The sequence below is a fragment of the Variovorax sp. GW821-FHT09D07 genome, assembly GCF_059416345.1.
On record NZ_JBWKOY010000006.1, the window covers coordinates 174,084 to 188,385 of the forward strand.

General features: G+C 65.9%; 18 protein-coding genes. 12 read left to right on the forward strand and 6 right to left on the reverse strand.

The features are described from left to right. Positions 1–2: 2 nt before the first annotated feature. The 8 genes from AC07OX_RS22025 (at position 3) to AC07OX_RS22060 (ending at position 4,162) form a co-directional block, all read left to right on the forward strand. Positions 3–458, forward strand: coding sequence for a hypothetical protein (locus AC07OX_RS22025; protein WP_495262404.1), 456 nt, complete (start codon positions 3–5; stop codon positions 456–458). A gap of 322 nt (positions 459–780) precedes the next feature. Beyond that, on the forward strand, positions 781–1,086 hold the full coding sequence (locus tag AC07OX_RS22030; protein ID WP_495262403.1) for a hypothetical protein: 306 nt from the start codon (positions 781–783) through the stop codon (positions 1,084–1,086). A gap of 78 nt (positions 1,087–1,164) precedes the next feature. Then, on the forward strand, positions 1,165–1,569 hold the full coding sequence (locus AC07OX_RS22035) for a hypothetical protein (protein ID WP_495262402.1): 405 nt from the start codon (positions 1,165–1,167) through the stop codon (positions 1,567–1,569). A 64-nt stretch (positions 1,570–1,633) separates the two neighbouring features. After that, positions 1,634–2,056 carry a hypothetical protein gene (locus AC07OX_RS22040; protein ID WP_495262401.1) on the forward strand — a complete coding sequence of 141 codons (423 nt, stop codon included), beginning with the start codon at positions 1,634–1,636 and terminating at the stop codon, positions 2,054–2,056. 299 nt (positions 2,057–2,355) lie between these two features. Next, a complete protein-coding gene (locus AC07OX_RS22045; RefSeq protein WP_495263285.1) occupies positions 2,356–2,634 on the forward strand; it encodes a hypothetical protein in 279 nt (92 codons plus the stop codon). 180 nt (positions 2,635–2,814) lie between these two features. Next, a complete protein-coding gene (locus AC07OX_RS22050; RefSeq protein WP_495262399.1) occupies positions 2,815–3,240 on the forward strand; it encodes a DUF4279 domain-containing protein in 426 nt (141 codons plus the stop codon). 110 nt (positions 3,241–3,350) lie between these two features. Next, positions 3,351–3,830 (forward strand): tetratricopeptide repeat protein, encoded by a 480-nt coding sequence (locus AC07OX_RS22055; RefSeq protein WP_495262398.1) that lies wholly within the window; start codon positions 3,351–3,353, stop codon positions 3,828–3,830. After that, a complete protein-coding gene (locus AC07OX_RS22060; protein WP_495262397.1) occupies positions 3,791–4,162 on the forward strand; it encodes a DUF4288 domain-containing protein in 372 nt (123 codons plus the stop codon). The genes AC07OX_RS22055 and AC07OX_RS22060 overlap by 40 nt, the downstream gene beginning before the upstream one ends. Positions 4,163–4,181: 19 nt before the next feature. Here the strand turns inward: AC07OX_RS22060 and AC07OX_RS22065 are convergent, their stop codons facing one another. Continuing rightward, positions 4,182–4,502 (reverse strand): hypothetical protein, encoded by a 321-nt coding sequence (locus AC07OX_RS22065; protein ID WP_495262396.1) that lies wholly within the window; start codon positions 4,500–4,502, stop codon positions 4,182–4,184. Positions 4,503–4,881: 379 nt separating this feature from the next. Between AC07OX_RS22065 and AC07OX_RS22070 the strand changes: the two genes are divergently transcribed. Next, positions 4,882–5,109 carry a hypothetical protein gene (locus AC07OX_RS22070; RefSeq protein WP_495262395.1) on the forward strand — a complete coding sequence of 76 codons (228 nt, stop codon included), beginning with the start codon at positions 4,882–4,884 and terminating at the stop codon, positions 5,107–5,109. A 22-nt stretch (positions 5,110–5,131) separates the two neighbouring features. Here the strand turns inward: AC07OX_RS22070 and AC07OX_RS22075 are convergent, their stop codons facing one another. From AC07OX_RS22075 to AC07OX_RS22095, 5 genes are all read right to left on the reverse strand, one after another. Further along, entirely contained in the window at positions 5,132–6,040 is a 909-nt protein-coding gene (locus AC07OX_RS22075; RefSeq protein ID WP_495262394.1) for an alpha/beta hydrolase family protein, read from the reverse strand. Between the two features lie 8 nt (positions 6,041–6,048). Beyond that, positions 6,049–7,029, reverse strand: a complete 981-nt coding sequence (locus AC07OX_RS22080) for a DMT family transporter (RefSeq protein ID WP_495262393.1) — start codon at positions 7,027–7,029, stop codon at positions 6,049–6,051. A 35-nt stretch (positions 7,030–7,064) separates the two neighbouring features. Further along, positions 7,065–7,886: a helix-turn-helix transcriptional regulator gene (locus AC07OX_RS22085; protein WP_495262392.1), complete on the reverse strand. Its 822-nt coding sequence runs from the start codon at positions 7,884–7,886 to the stop codon at positions 7,065–7,067. Between the two features lie 28 nt (positions 7,887–7,914). Next, a complete protein-coding gene (locus tag AC07OX_RS22090; RefSeq protein ID WP_495262391.1) occupies positions 7,915–8,280 on the reverse strand; it encodes a hypothetical protein in 366 nt (121 codons plus the stop codon). 97 nt (positions 8,281–8,377) lie between these two features. After that, complete coding sequence (locus tag AC07OX_RS22095) at positions 8,378–9,931, reverse strand: long-chain-fatty-acid--CoA ligase (protein ID WP_495262390.1); 1,554 nt, start codon at positions 9,929–9,931, stop codon at positions 8,378–8,380. 201 nt (positions 9,932–10,132) lie between these two features. Between AC07OX_RS22095 and AC07OX_RS22100 the strand changes: the two genes are divergently transcribed. The 3 genes from AC07OX_RS22100 to AC07OX_RS22110 are packed head-to-tail and all read left to right on the forward strand — an operon-like array spanning position 10,133 to position 14,300. Further along, positions 10,133–11,125, forward strand: coding sequence for a tripartite tricarboxylate transporter substrate binding protein (locus tag AC07OX_RS22100; RefSeq protein WP_062475192.1), 993 nt, complete (start codon positions 10,133–10,135; stop codon positions 11,123–11,125). 23 nt (positions 11,126–11,148) lie between these two features. Further along, the gene (locus tag AC07OX_RS22105; protein WP_495262389.1) at positions 11,149–13,272 is read left to right on the forward strand and encodes an acetate--CoA ligase family protein; all 2,124 of its coding nucleotides are present in this window, start codon (positions 11,149–11,151) and stop codon (positions 13,270–13,272) included. A gap of 41 nt (positions 13,273–13,313) precedes the next feature. Then, complete coding sequence (locus tag AC07OX_RS22110; protein WP_139704328.1) at positions 13,314–14,300, forward strand: Bug family tripartite tricarboxylate transporter substrate binding protein; 987 nt, start codon at positions 13,314–13,316, stop codon at positions 14,298–14,300. Positions 14,301–14,302 lie beyond the last annotated feature (2 nt).

Consider the following 14,302-nt stretch of genomic DNA (forward strand, 5'->3'; position numbering starts at 1 on the left):
CCGTGAGCCCGAATAAATACATCCGAAATGCCAGACTAGCGCTCAACCTCAGCGAGAAGGATGCCGCAGCGCAGGCCAAATTGACGATCTATGAACTCGGAGATCTTGAGGCGCGCGCAGATGAATTCGCTTCTGCGATCCCAATTCAAGATGCATTTCGCCTGTGCTCCGTCTTGGGACTGTCGATCTACGAGGTGCTTGGTATTGACGCGGAGCGTTCGCCAACACCACTTTCTCAAGGAGCCTACGTTGAAGCGATTCGAAAAGAAGCGGAGTTGACTTCTTTCGACCTTGATGAACAGATCGGGTACGAAGTGGGCTTCATCGATCGGGTTGAAAGTGGTGCTGTCGACTTGCTCGCATACCCGATTGAGCTTGCCTTGGAGATCGCCCGTTGTACCAAGTCTTCCAAATTTCAAATAATCAGTGCCCTGGAGCAAGTGTTCAAGAAAATGTAGTTTCGCGAGAAAGCTGGGCGTCAAACCCCGGTTTTCTATAGCGGGCCAGCGCCGTAAAACGTCCAGCCAACGGAGACATTCTCAACACGCGTGCTCGCTGTCGAAAAGTACACAGGACACCGCCCGTTCGAGCTTGGTCTGTTTCTCAAGCGTGTCTACGGACTCGGAAGGCCTTTGCCAACCCAGCGGTCTGCGTGCGTGTTGCGAGTCAGTCCACGATACACAACCGTGGCTGCGAACAGCCACGGGGGTGCTGTCCTATGCCTTCTGCTTCGCGTCACTGGCGTCAACCCACGGGCAAAGTCTTTGGAAGAAATTAGTGATGCAATTTTCTTTGCACTTCCCTGCTGGCCTTACTGAACCGGCAGAGGATGACAATGTTGATGTTCGGATAGAACTGGCGGACGGCCGCGCATTCAGCGTGACCTTCTTCACCGTCACTAATCTGGTGACGCTCATGGCCCGCTGGGGGAAGACCGGAGAATGTGCAAATGGCCTGTACGTCTGGGCGAAGAACATGATCGTGGTGCAGGAGATCTCGCAGGCGGTGATAGGAAAAGTCGTCCACGATCTTGTCGCCAATGATGATCTTGAATCGGTAGGCTGGTTAGTCCAGTCGTCTGAGTAATCCGAAGTTCGTCTGTCGCTGATGACAGATTGCGCTGATCCTCAGCATGAATGGATCTGATAAGGAGTAGCTACCGACATGACGCTTGACCGAGAGAAATCAGTTTCATTGACGCTCAGAGGCTTTGCGGCGCCAGCTCAAGATGTTGCTGATTTGGTTGGCAGAGTTCCTAAGAGCGTTGGCAACCGAGGCGAGCCAGTCAAACAAGGCGTCAAGACGCTATTGACTCGGTCCTATGCCGCTTTCTCGATGTCCTTCGCAAACGACCATGCGCTGTGCAACATGCTGCCTGCTCTTCTTGAACATCTTGGTGGAGTCGAGCATCTTTGCCAGGTCAGAGACCAAGTGACGGCGGAGTTCGTCGATATCCACTTCTACTTGCCGGCCATAACGTCCGGTGAGTCGCAGGACGGCTACCTCTCGAGGGCTGCTGTGTCGGACATTGTTCAATTAAAGGCGACGCCATCATTCGGATTTTTCTAGTACCCAGAGCGTTTGCCTCGCTCGTTTGGCGAGCCAAGCCGAGTGGTAGGCGAAGTACATCCGCATGCGCGACGAGCGGGCTGATATGGACCGCCGCGGTGAACCTGCCTGTGTGTCGGCAATGATCGCAAGTGACTGCATGAAACCGCCTTCAATTTTCCAAGATCGAGTTGAGTCGTTTGGCTTCAATACGGCACACGTTGCGACGATTCCATCGAGCCTCTCGACTCTAGCGAAGCAATTCAACTTTGGCTTCGAGCACGAGATCGACGACCTGGAAGAGCGCGAAATCGCCTACCTGAAACTGGAAGACGGGTTTCGCTTCTACCTCTGCAAGTACAAGAGTCGTCCCGAGAGCACCGTGGAATTATTCTTTTGCTCGAAGCTGGATGACTGGGAGCACTGGCTGGAGCAAGTGTCGGCTGCTCTTGGCATCGCTTCATCTGAGCTTCTCTGGAAAAACGCCGAGTACATGAAAACCCCGTGAAGAGGTGCGATGCTCCTGAAAAGGGGTGGGAACGTTCTGACCCGCCGAGTTCTGCGTCGCCATGTGGAAGGGATATCTTGATCGCTGAGGAAGAATCTTTCAATTCGATTCACTCGCTGCTGAAGGGTGGGCAGGCTGATCACGTGCGACAGCGCTTGATCGATCCAAGGACCAGACGCCTACGCAGACCATATGCCAGGGATCGTAATCACGCCTGGTACTGCCTTGGGAGTGCAGAGTTCAAGCTTGAGAACTTCAAAGAAGCAGTAACGGCATACAAGCGAGATTACAAAGCGGACGTGTTGGACGCGCAAAGTCTTCTGGCAATCGGAAATTGCTACGACGCTATGAAGCAACCGAAGCTCGCGGAGAGGTTCTTTCGGAAGGGGCTAGAGATTGAGAGTCTGAGTGGAAAAGATCGAGCGGCGTTGTCGGTGAACCTTGGAAACGCACTTCTTGATCAGGGGCGATTTTTGGAAGCCGCGGCAGCCTACTTCCTTGTCCGTACACGTAGAGATCAGATCGGACGGAAGGCTCGCCTGAATTTCAAGAGGGCGAGCGAGATGGCAAGTAGATGACGTGTCAGATGAGTTGAGAAATTCTTGAGATGAAAACGTTGACGCTGGACGACTGGGTGCGTGAGTTCGAGCAGTTCCTGTCAAAGAGCGAGGCCGAAATCGTTGTCGCCGTTTCACGATTGAAAAGTTGATGTGCTGGCACGCTCGTGTCGAAGTCCGAAAGCATGGAGGTGGTCAGTGATGGATGAAGAAAATTCGAGTGATACCGAGAACGAAACGGTCTGCTACTACAGCATTCGATTGCTCATCACTCACCCGTCCATGTCAGCCGATGAGATCACCGTCGCCTTGAATATGGGATCTACGCACGCTTGGAATGCTGGAGAGCGCCATTTCACCCCGGGTGCGATGTGGAGTCATACCTCATGGACTGAGGGAAAACGTCTCTTCTTCGAAGAGATCCACGATGTTCTGGAATGGCTGGAGGAAGCGCACGAGTTTGTTGTGCGCTTGTTGTCTTCTGGCGGCAAATTGCAAGTGATTGCGCAGCTGCCGGGAGCCATCAACATTGGCAGTGATCTTTCACCAGAGACAATGGCGCTCGCTGCAAGACTTGGTGTTCACATCGGCGTCGAGGTTTTTCCCAACCTGCCAAGGCCGGCATAGGCTGGGTGCTTCGGGCCGACCCTTCGCACCTTTCGTCCGAAGAGTTCTCGAACGGCCGTGGTGTCGTCGCCGCTCTGGACCGGAGATTCGTTGAAAAATTGCGGTGCAACATGAAGAAAAGAAGGATAGTTTTTTCGACAAATCCCAAAGATCGCCACGATGCTCGTGTTCTGTTGGAGGCCGCGTGCGAAGCCCACGAATCCGGTAACTTGGTGGCTGCAATTCGGTACTACCGGCGTTCTGCCGCGCTTGGCTCATCAGAGGCCAAAGTCAATCTCGGAAACTTGTACAGCGCAGGCGAAGGCGTTGCCAAGAACGCTCTGCTCGCCAAGCAGCTTTATAAATCCGCGTTCAGGCGAGGGAGTGCGTATGGGGCGACGGCGCTTGGTTCGCACTATCGAGGTGAAGGCAATACCAAGTTGGCGAAGATCTGGTACCGACGTGCCGCTGCGATGGGAGAAGAATGGGCTCGTGAATCCTTGGAGGAGTTGGCTACCGATTCCGAGCACAAGGCCAAACGTTCTTTGAATTTCGTTCCAGAGGGACTGCTATGTGGTACGCGGCACACGCACTGTTCTACTTCAAGCTGACTGATCAGAGCCAAGACTCCTTCCTCGTGCATGAGAACGTGTACGTCATCAATGCAGCTGACTCAGACGAGGCAAGAGCCAAGGCGGAAATCATCGCCAGAGCAAACGAGGACTCAGGAGCTGACGGGCACTTGGAGCTGAACGAAAAGAAGGCGAGCTACCTTTTCGCAGGCATCAGAAAAATAATCGAAGCAGAAACAACGCCGTTGCCTGAGCGCGCAGCGTTGGCGAGTGGACAAGAGCTGACCTATTCGGTGCTAGAGGTCGATACGTTCGATGAAGTTCTCGCCTTGGCAAGAGGCGAAATGGTGAACGTCTTGTATCGTGAGTAATCGATGGCGCTGAGGTCGGTCATTGCACCTCGCCCCCGCCAAGCACCCCATGCAATGCCTGAGTTGTCATGTCGGCGGCCTCGATCCGCCGCTGCAGTTCCTCATTCACCAACCGCACCAACGCCCCCAACTCCGTACGCGTCGGAAAGACCTCTTCCGTCTCCCCCACACGCTGCGGAACGATGAGCTTCTCAATACACGCGTAGGCGCGTTGCACTGCATGAAGACTGTCGACGTCATCACACGCCTGCAGCGCGAGTGATTCGGCACTGGCGGTTTCGGAAGATGGAGAAAGCGAAGACGCGTGCTCGGACGCGCGGGGAGATGCAGATGCAGCCATGAATGGCCTCCAAGGGTTTCGGTTTGCTGAAACCGACGCACCCGAGTCCAAGCGGGGGCGGCGGCTCGACGGGTTGGACTACCGGGAAACCACTTGCGTGAAACCGGCCGGGCTCGCGCCCGCCCATCGAGCCGCCTAAACAGGAAGCGCGAACGACAAAGCCGCAGACCCTGCGGGGTGGCTGCGGCTTTACGTCGCAGTGATTTCAACGGGAGTCCAAGCCCGATCACGCCCTGTGTTGACGTGACCGGCGCAGTATAGCCATGGGCAGTGCTGCTCGCGCGAGGGGGGATTTGCAGACCTGCAGACCTATCATCCGGCCCTGTCGGGCCTCAACCCACAGCGCACGGCATCGTCATCTTTCTTCCGCAGAGCAGACATGAACAACGAGAAATGGGAAACCACCATCCTGAGCGACACGGCACACGAGCACCTCGTCGCGGAACTGAGTTTCGACGGCCAGTTCTTGCTGCTGCTCGACCGCGAGGAAGGGCGAGACCAGCTCTGCGTTGCGTTCCCCGCGAAGGACGGAAGCCTGGGCTCACGCATTCCTCTTCCTGACTTCATCGCGCAACTGAACGCCGCGGCAGCCGACCTGGGCCGTTAGCGCACGAAGGCTCCGCGCTACCTCAAGGCGCCGCCAGATACGCCTCCACCGCCTTCCCCCACAGCCCCTGCTGCCCGAGCAGCCCGTGCCCGCTCGCGCCGCCCTCCAGCGTGAAGCTCTCGAAGCGGCCCTTTCCGCCCGCCTCGCGAAAGGCTTCGAAGTTCTTGCGGCTGTGCGACATCGCGTAGAACGGGTCGTTCTCGCCGTAGAGCCACAGCGTGGGTTTGGCAAAGGCCGCGCCGCGGCGGAAGGTGACGGGGTTGATGGCGTCGGCGGTGTTGCCGGGGCACTTGTCGCCCATCCAGCCGCCGACGAAGTTGATGACGCCCTGGAACATGTCGGGGTGCAGGCCCGCGTAGGCCACGGCAAGGATGCCGCCGCGCGAGTGGCCTGCGATTTCCATGCGGCGGGTGTCGACGTCGGGGTCGCGCTGCAGCCACGCGATGGCGGCGTCGAGGTCGGCCACGGCGCGGTCGAAGCCGGCCAGGGCGATGGCGGGCTCGCAGCTGTAGTGCTCGCGCTTGGCGGTGAAGCCTTCGTCGTACAGGCCGTCCGACTGGCCGCGTCCGCGCCGCTGCGGATAGGCGATGAGCCAGCCGCGCTGCGTGAACCAGCGGGCGGTTCGCTCGGGGGCCCAGGTCTGCTTGAACAAGGCCGGGTCGTTGCCGATGCCGGTGGAGCCGTGGTTGAACACGACCGTTGGGAACGGGCCGGCGCCATCGGGCTTGTAGATGACCATCTCGAGCGTGACGGGCGCGCCGTTCTCGACGAAGGGTGTGGGCACGCGCACGACGCTGCGTTGCAGCGGCGGTTGCTGCTGTACTTGCGGCTGCTGCTGCGGCTCCGGTCGCTGCGCCCAGCCCGCGCCGCAGAAGGCGAAGAGCGACGCGAACGAGGCAGCAACGAGCGCGGCGGTGCGAAGGCGATTCATCTTTTTCTTCATGGGCGAGTGCTTTCGGAAGTGGGCAAGGACGCCGCCGCATTCTGCCCCGGGGCCTGCCGCTCGCTGTCGCGCGGCGCTAGCACCCGCCACCGCAGCGCGCCGCTCGCGAGCACGACGCCGGGCACCACGAACGACAGCGCCAGCAGCGCGGGGCGCGTGACGGGCTCGTTCATCCACCATGCCGCGCCGAGCGTGGTCAGCACGGGCACGAGCGCGGACGACAGCGCGGCGCGTGCGGCGCCCAGCCGCGTGATTGCCACGCCGTAGACGACCAGCCCCAGCAGGCCGGCGACCACGCCTTGGCCTGCGGCCTGCATCGCGATGTCGGTCCACGGCGCGGCGAACAGGCGCGGCGGGCCGGCGAGCCACAACAGCGGCAACAGCAGCAGGGTCGATGCGCCGTTGACGAAGGCCGCGCCCTGCCATGCGCTCATGCCGCAGCGGCCGAAGGCCAGGGAGTAGACGGTCCACAGCAGGGCCGCGAGCAGAAAGAGCAGGTCGCCGCGCCAGTGCTGCTGGCGCAGGCCCTCGCCGAAGCTGCCCGCCGCGAACACGGCCATGCCGAAGGCGATGCCAACCAGCCCGAGCAGGCGCAGGCCGTGCACGCGCTCGCCCCGGTAGACCCACGCGCCCAGGGCGGTGAAGAGCGGCAGGCTGCCGGCCATGAAGATGCCCATGTGGCTGGCGGGTGCCCACTGCGCGCCGGCCAGCACCAGCAGGCCGAAGGGCAGGCCGCTGCCGACGACGAGCAGCACGAGCGCGCCGCGCGACCCACCCGGCGGCACGAGCCTGCCGCGCAGCCACAGCGGGCTGAGCAGCAGCGCGGGAATGCCGTAGCGCAGCAGCGCAAGGTCCATCGGCCCGAGCGCGGTGGCGGTCACGCCGTGGCGCGACAGCAGCTGCCAGGCGCTGCCGATGAGGGCGGCGGCCAGCGCGGCGAGCGCGCCGGTCCAGAGGGTGCGAGGCGATGGCGTCATCGGGCCAGTCTGTGGCCCGTCCGGCGCGAAAGCTATCAGATTCGTGCGCCTGCTGCGCTGGCCGGCCCAAGCACGCGGCGGGCCTCGCCGAGCGTGACGCCCACGCCGCGCCGGAACACGGCGCCCAGGTGGCTCTGGCTGCAGTAGCCCAGGTCGTGCGCGAGGCCCGCAAGGTCGCGCTCGCCGTCGGCCAGCCGCTCCATCGCCGAGGCCAGTCGCAGGTGCTGGCGGTACTGGTGCAGGCTCAGGCCGGTCTGCTGGCGAAAGCGCCGCGCCAGGTGAAAGGGCGAGCGCGACACGGCCTCGGCCAGCTCGTCCAGAGAGAGCGGAGGCCGCGCACCCGGGCCGCTGCCCTCGGACAGCAGCAGCTGCCGTGCGCGCGCGACGGCGCCGTGCCAGGGCGCCTGGTGCGGCGCGCTGCCCAGTTCGGCGACGAGCGCGGCCACGAGGGTCGCGGCCTGTGCGCTGTCGGTGTCCGGCAGCTGTCGCCGTGCCGCGTGCATGCGGTACAGCGCCTGCGGGGTCAGCAGGCAGACGCTCACGCCCGCCGCGCTTTCACCGTGGGCCGGGCTCACCGATGCGTGGCCGCTGACCACGAGGCTGTGCCGCACGGTCGCGGTCTCGGGCCGCAGCCGGTAGGCGGTGGCGTCGCCGAAGCGGATGGCGGTGAGCGCGTCGGTCAGCCAGGTGTGCTCGCCCGAGCGCACGTCGAGCCGCGTGCGCCCGATGGGGAAGACGACGCGCGGCGAGGCCACGGTGTACAGGTCGCTCCACGCCGGCCCTTGCGGCGCGTGCAGGCGCACATGCGCCACCTCGAACCCGCGTCCGGCATAGAGAAGGGTGCGGTCTTGCGGCATGCGAAGCGTGAACGCACGACAGGGTGGGTCAGCCCAGCGCGGTCCAGTTGCAGCGCAGCTCGTACTGCGCGCCGCGGTAACTGAGCGTGCCGGTCGCGCCGGCCACGCGCAGCGCCACGGCCACTTGCGGACGGTCCAGGCCGGTGCCGCGCGCGCGCATGAACTGGCGGCGATGGTCGACAAAGCGCTGCTGCAGGCTGAAGCGCTCGGTCTCGTCGCCACCGGAGGCGGTGTTCGCCACGATCAGCTCGGTCAGCTGGCCGGTCGAGAGGCTGAACTGGATCTCGACCGCGTACGGCCGGCCGTCGCACTGCAGGCTGCCGTTCGCAAAGGCGGGCGACAGGCCAAGGAGCAGAAAGCAGGGCAGGGCGAGAGCGAGGAGGCGGCGGTGCATGTCGCAGTGGGTGCAGGTGGCGGCCCGCCACCATACCCCAAGCAGGTGAAACACACCCGTACACACCCAGGCACACCCAGGCACACCCGCCGGTGCGTCACCCCACCTTGCGCGCGCGCCCTTCCCAGTGCGGCTCGCGCAGCTTGTACTTGAGCATCTTCCCCGCCGGCGACAGCGGAATCTCTTCGCGAAACTCCACGCTGCGCGGGCACTTGTAGCCGGCGATCAGCGTCTTGCAGTGCGCCACCAGCGCCTCGGCGCTCAGGCTTTCTCCGGCGCGCAGCACGACCACGGCATGCACGCGCTCGCCCCACTGGTCGTCGGGCACGCCGACCACGGCGCACATCGAGACCTGCGGCAGCTGGGTGATGGCGTTCTCGACCTCGGCCGAGTAGATGTTCTCGCCGCCGCTCACGATCATGTCCTTGAGCCGGTCGACCACGTAGACGAAGCCGTCGGCGTCCATCACGCCGCCGTCGCCGGTGTGCATCCAGCCGTCACGCAGCACCTCTGCGGTCTGCTCGGGCTTGTTCCAGTAGCCGGCCATCACCATCGGTCCGCGCGCGGCGATCTCGCCGACGGTGCCGTTCGGCACGGGGCGGCCGTCGGCATCGACGATGCGTACTTCGGCGATGGGCACGGGCCGTCCGGCCGAGCGGCGGCGCGCGGCTGGCTGGTCGGGGTGGTGGCACCACGTGGGCAGCACGGTGACCACGGGCGACAGCTCGGTCATGCCGTAGAGCTGGCAGAAGCCCGCGCGCGGCAGCTTGTCGATGGCCTGCAGCAGCAGCGCGTCGTCGATGGGCGCGGCGCCGTACAGCACCAGCTGCAGCGGCGTGGTGTTGAACTCGCCGAAGCGCGGGTGCTCGATGAGGCGCTTGAGCATGGTGGGCACCATGAAGGTCTCGCTGGCGCGCTCGTTCTGGATCGCCTCGAGCACCTTCACTTCGTCGAAGGCCGGAATGATGACCTGCGTGCACAGCCGCATCATCAGCTGCAGCGTGAGGCCGGTGCCGCCCACATGGAACATGGGCGCCATGTTCAGGCCCACGGCCTCGGCGGGGCGCGTGGCGGCCATGTTGGCCGAGAGCTGGCCGCTGTAGAGGTTGCCGTGCGTGAGCATCACGCCCTTGGGCAGGCCGGTGGTGCCGCCGGTGTACATCACGGCGGCCAGGTCGGCGCCGCCGCGCCGCGCGTCGGGCACGGGCTGCGCCTGCGCCATGAGCGCCTCGGCGTCGGCCATGCCGTCGGGCGCGGGGCCGTCGCCGAAGTGCACCAGCGTCTTCAGCGAGCGCGAGAGTTCGCGCTGCTGCTGCGCCACGGCGCCGAAGTGCGCGTCGGACAGCAGGATGCGCGTGTCGCAGTCGTCCAGCGAGTACGCGACCTCGCGCGCGCTCCAGCGGATGTTGACGGGGTTGATCACGCCGCCCGCCCACCAGGTGGCGTAGAGGTACTCCACGTAGCGGTCGGAGTTCAGCGCCAGCAGGCCCACGCGGTCGCCGGGTTGCAGGCCGAGCGACTGCAGCACGGCCGCGAGCCGCGCCACGCGGTCGACGAACTGGGCGAAGGTGCTGCGGCGCTCGCCGCACACGAGGGCGGTGGCGCCGGGGCGTTCCTGCAGGGCCTTGTGCAGGGGCTGGGTGAGGTCCATGGACTGCGGTCTCCGTCGGTCGGTTCGTTGTTGTGCGCCGAGTATGGAATGGCGGCGCCGCGCCGGCATCGTCGGAAGCGACGGGATCGAAAGCGCCGTGGCGGCCAAAGTCGTCCGAAGCGACGGTGACCGGCACAGGGCTGCGCGCGACCATCGCCGCAGAACGAACGATTCGACTGTTCGACCGACCGGAGACAAGCCATGCATTCCTTCCCGACCGACCCGGCGCGCCGCCGCCTGATCCACGGCGCCGCGCTCGCCGCCGCGGGCACCGCGCTGCCCTTCCTGGCGCGCGCCCAGGGCCTGTTCGGCAAGCAGCCGATCACGCTGCTGGTGCCGTACCCCGCGGGCGGTGCCACCGACGTGCAGGCGCGCGCGCTGGCGCTGGCGGCTTCGCGCGAGCTGAAGCAGCAGATCGTGATCCTCAACCAGCCCGGCGTGGCCGCCACGCTGGCGCCGACCACCATGGCGCGCAAGGCCGCGCCCGACGGCTACACGCTCTCGCTCATGCTGAGCTCGCTCTACCGGTTGCCGCACCTGCAGAAGGTGAGCTACGACCCGGCCACCGACTTCACCTACGTGGCCAACGTGACGGCCGCCACGCTGGGCATCACGGTGCGCCAGGACGCGCCGTGGAAAGACCTGAACGCGCTGCTGGCCGCGGCCAAGGCCAAGCCGGGCGAGGTGTCGTACGGCACCACCGGGCGCGGCGGCACCTCGCACGTGTCGATGGAGCGGCTGGCCGCGCTGGCCGGCGTGAAGTTCAACTTCATTCCCTTCAAGGGCGCGGCCGAGTTGTACAACGCGCTCATGGGCGGCCATGTGGACGCGGTCTCCGAGGCCGGCTTCGGCGCCGCCGTGGCGGGCGGTCGCGTGCGCCTGCTGGCCACCTTCAACGAGGCGCGCTCGCCCACGCGCCTGAACGTGCCGACCGTGAAGGAACTCGGCTACGACGTGGTGGCCAACGGCTCGTGGGGCATCGCCGGTCCGCGCGGCATGGACCCGAAGGTGGTGCAGGCGCTGCAGGAGGCCTTCCGCAAGGCCGTGGACGACCCCGAGTTCCTGCGAACGCTCGACCTCAACGACTACGTCCGGTTCTACATGGACAGCCCCGCCTACACGGCCTGGGCGCACAAGACCTATGCCGACGAGAAGCGCTTCGTGAGCGACCTGCGCATCAAGCTCGACGACTGAACCCGACCTTTCTTCCTGCTGCCATGACTTCTTCGTCCTCTTCTTCTCTTCACTGCTTCCTCCACCCCAAGGCCATCGCCTTCGTCGGCGCGACCGAGCGCTCGGTGTGGTCCAACGCGGCGCTCGCCAGCCTGCGCACGCTGGGCTACGCGGGCCAGCTCTACCCGGTCAACCGGCGCGGCGGCAGCTTTCATGGCATGGCGGCGGCCACCTCGGCCGAGGCCATCGGCGAGCCGGTCGACACGGCGCTGCTGATGGTGCCGGCCGACGCGCTCGACGACGCGCTGGCCGACCTGCAGCGCGCGGGCATCGGCAACGCCGTGCTGCTGAGCTCGGGCTTCGCCGAAGCCGGCGAGGAAGGCCGCGAGCGCCAGCGCCAGCTCACGGCCAAGGCGCGCTCGCGCGGCCTGCGCATCCTCGGGCCGAACTGCCTGGGCTTCGTCAACTTCGTCGACCGCTCGGCCGTGTGGACCGCCTCGCTGCGCGAGCCGCTGCCGGCGGGCACGCTGGGCATCGTGTCGCAAAGCGGCGCGCTGGCGGGGCAGCTGTCGTTCATGGCGCAGGTGCACGGCATCGGCCTGAGCCGCATGGTGTCGACCGGCAACGAGTCGGACATCGACATCGCCGAGGTCATCGACTACCTGGTGGACGACGAGCACACGCGTTCCATCGCCGTGTTCGCCGAGACCGTGCGCGACCCGCAGCGCTTTGCCGCCGCCGCCGAGCGCGCGCTGGCCGTGGCCAAGCCCATCGTGGTGCTGAAGATGGGCAGCAGCGAGATCACCGCGCAGGCCGCGCAGGCCCACACCGGCTCGCTGGTGGGCGACGACCGCGTGTTCGACGCTATGTGCCAGCGCCTGGGCCTGATGCGCGTGCGTTCCATCGAAGACCTGGTGTTCACCGCCGCCTTCGCCAGCATGACCGGGCCCTTCGCGGCCGGTGGGCTGGCGGCCGTGTCGATGTCGGGCGGCATGTGCGAGATCTTTGCCGAGCGCGCCGAGGAAGAAGGCCTGGCGCTCACGCCGCTCGCGCCCGCCACCGAGGCCGCGCTGCGCGAGGTGCTGCCGGGCTACGGCACGCCGCAGAACCCGCTGGACGTGACTGGCGCGGCCATGCTGGAGCCCGAGCTGTTCGGCAACGCCCTCGAAGCGCTGGTGCGTGACCCCGCGCTGGGCGCCGCCATCGTCGTGGCCGACGTGCCCAACGCGCCGGCCAACGACACGCCGCTGAACCGCGCCGTGCTGGCGCAGGTGGCGCGCGGGCTGTCGGCCAGCCCGGTGCCGGCCATCGTCTGCAGCCACTACGTGATGCAGGTGAGCGAGCGGTCGCGCGAGCTCATCGCCGAGACCGGCATCCGCCACATCGCCTGCGGCATCCACCACGCGATGAGCGCGGCGGGTGCGGTGCGCCGCTGGTCGGAAACGTTGCGCCGGCGTCAAAGCGCGCAAGGTGTCGCTGCCGCGGTGCCGGCCACGCCGCCCGCGCAGCCTCTGCGTTCGGAGCGCGAGACGCTCGCATGGCTCTCGCAGCGCGGCGTGCCGGTGGTGCCCGTGCGGCTGTCGCGCAGCGCCGACGAGGCCGCGCGCTTCGCAGAAGAACTCGGCGGCCCGGTCGTGCTGAAGATCGCCTCGGCGCAGATCGCGCACAAGACCGAGGTCGGCGGCGTGGCGCTCAACCTGCAGGGCGCCGACGCGGTGCGTGCCGCCTGGCAGGCGATGGATGCGCGCGTGCGCGCCGCGCGGCCCGAGGCCGAGATCGACGGCATCCTGGTCGCGCCCATGCGCCAGGGCGGGCTCGAATTGTTCGTCGGCACCGTGCGCGATCCGCAGTGGGGCCCGGCGCTGGCCGTGGGGCTCGGCGGCATCTGGGTCGAGGCGCTGCGCGACACCAGCCTGCGCCTGCTGCCCGTGACGCCCGCCGAGGTGAAGGACATGCTGGCCGAGCTGCGCGGTGCGCGCCTGCTCGACGGCTGGCGTGGCGCACCCGCGGCCGACCGCGACGCCATCGCCGAAGCCGTGGCCGCCATCGGCAACGCGGCGCTTGCGCTCGGCCCCGAACTGGTCTCGCTCGAAGTCAACCCGCTGCGGGTGGACGGCCGCACGGTCGAGGCGCTCGATGCGCTGGCCGTGTGGGGCGCGGCGGGCTGAACGACTTTCATCGTCAAGAAAACCAACAGGAGACTTCTTCCATGCTGCAACGACGTCGATTCGCGCAATGGGGCGCGAGCGGACTGCTGGCCCCCGCGCTCGGAGCCCTGCCGAAAGCGCAGGCGGCCGACGCCTACCCGACCCAGCCGATCAAGGTGATCGTGTCGTCGGCCGCCGGCGGGCTGGTCGACGGCATCGCGCGCACCATCGGCGAGCGCATCGCCAAGCCGCTGGGCCAGCCGGTGCTGATCGATCCGAAGCCGGGTGCCAACGGTGCCATTGCCGCGTCCTTCGTGGCCAAGGCGCCGGCCGACGGTCACACGCTGCTGTTCGCCGTCAACTCCTTCGTGCTCGCGCCGCTGCTGATGGCCAAGCCCGGCTACGACGTGTTCAAGGACTTCGCGCCCGTGTCGCTGTCGAACTACGGCCTGCTCGTGTTCGCGGTGGGCGAGGGCGTGCCGGCCAAGAGCATGCGCGAGTTCGTCGCCATGGCCAAGGCGCAGCCCGGCAAGCTGAGCTTCGGCTCGGCGGGGCAGGGCTCGTCGGGCCACCTCTATGGTGAGAAGCTCATGCGCGACGAGGGCCTGCAGATGACGCACGTGCCCTACAAGGGCGGCGCGCCGCTGATGATCGACATCCTCGGCGGCCAGGTACAGGGCGGCTTCGTCACCATGGGCGAGGCGCTGCCGCACGCGAAGTCGGGCCGCGCGAAATTGCTGGGCGTCTTCGGCACGCGCCGCATGCCGCTCGCGCCGCAGATCCCCACCTTCACCGAGCAGGGCTTCAAGGGCTACGAGCACGGCGGCTTCTGGGGCTTCTTCGCGCCCACGGGCACGCCGCAACCGGCCATCGACAAGCTCGCCGGCGCGGTGCGCCAGGCCGTGGCGCAGCCTGATCTGCAGGAACGCATGATCGGGCTGGGGCTGGAGCCTTCGGGCGAAGGGCCGGGTGAGTTGATGGCGGCGGTGCGGCGCGAGAACCTGCTGTGGTCGCGGCTCATCAAGGACATGAACCTGAAGCTCGAATAGAC

What these genes read in the sequence shown, in the direction of transcription:
- AC07OX_RS22030 (WP_495262403.1), top strand. Translation starts at nt 781, where the DNA reads ATGCAATTTTCTTTGCACTTCCCTGCTGGCCTTACTGAACCGGCAGAG.
- AC07OX_RS22075 (WP_495262394.1), bottom strand. Translation starts at nt 6,040, where the DNA reads ATGAATCGCCTTCGCACCGCCGCGCTCGTTGCTGCCTCGTTCGCGTCG.
- AC07OX_RS22055 (WP_495262398.1), top strand. Translation starts at nt 3,351, where the DNA reads ATGAAGAAAAGAAGGATAGTTTTTTCGACAAATCCCAAAGATCGCCAC.
- AC07OX_RS22050 (WP_495262399.1), top strand. Translation starts at nt 2,815, where the DNA reads ATGGATGAAGAAAATTCGAGTGATACCGAGAACGAAACGGTCTGCTAC.
- AC07OX_RS22085 (WP_495262392.1), bottom strand. Translation starts at nt 7,886, where the DNA reads ATGCCGCAAGACCGCACCCTTCTCTATGCCGGACGCGGGTTCGAGGTG.
- AC07OX_RS22035 (WP_495262402.1), top strand. Translation starts at nt 1,165, where the DNA reads ATGACGCTTGACCGAGAGAAATCAGTTTCATTGACGCTCAGAGGCTTT.
- AC07OX_RS22080 (WP_495262393.1), bottom strand. Translation starts at nt 7,029, where the DNA reads ATGACGCCATCGCCTCGCACCCTCTGGACCGGCGCGCTCGCCGCGCTG.
- AC07OX_RS22095 (WP_495262390.1), bottom strand. Translation starts at nt 9,931, where the DNA reads ATGGACCTCACCCAGCCCCTGCACAAGGCCCTGCAGGAACGCCCCGGC.
- AC07OX_RS22090 (WP_495262391.1), bottom strand. Translation starts at nt 8,280, where the DNA reads ATGCACCGCCGCCTCCTCGCTCTCGCCCTGCCCTGCTTTCTGCTCCTT.
- AC07OX_RS22065 (WP_495262396.1), bottom strand. Translation starts at nt 4,502, where the DNA reads ATGGCTGCATCTGCATCTCCCCGCGCGTCCGAGCACGCGTCTTCGCTT.
- AC07OX_RS22105 (WP_495262389.1), top strand. Translation starts at nt 11,149, where the DNA reads ATGACTTCTTCGTCCTCTTCTTCTCTTCACTGCTTCCTCCACCCCAAG.
- AC07OX_RS22100 (WP_062475192.1), top strand. Translation starts at nt 10,133, where the DNA reads ATGCATTCCTTCCCGACCGACCCGGCGCGCCGCCGCCTGATCCACGGC.
- AC07OX_RS22060 (WP_495262397.1), top strand. Translation starts at nt 3,791, where the DNA reads ATGTGGTACGCGGCACACGCACTGTTCTACTTCAAGCTGACTGATCAG.
- AC07OX_RS22110 (WP_139704328.1), top strand. Translation starts at nt 13,314, where the DNA reads ATGCTGCAACGACGTCGATTCGCGCAATGGGGCGCGAGCGGACTGCTG.
- AC07OX_RS22040 (WP_495262401.1), top strand. Translation starts at nt 1,634, where the DNA reads ATGCGCGACGAGCGGGCTGATATGGACCGCCGCGGTGAACCTGCCTGT.
- AC07OX_RS22070 (WP_495262395.1), top strand. Translation starts at nt 4,882, where the DNA reads ATGAACAACGAGAAATGGGAAACCACCATCCTGAGCGACACGGCACAC.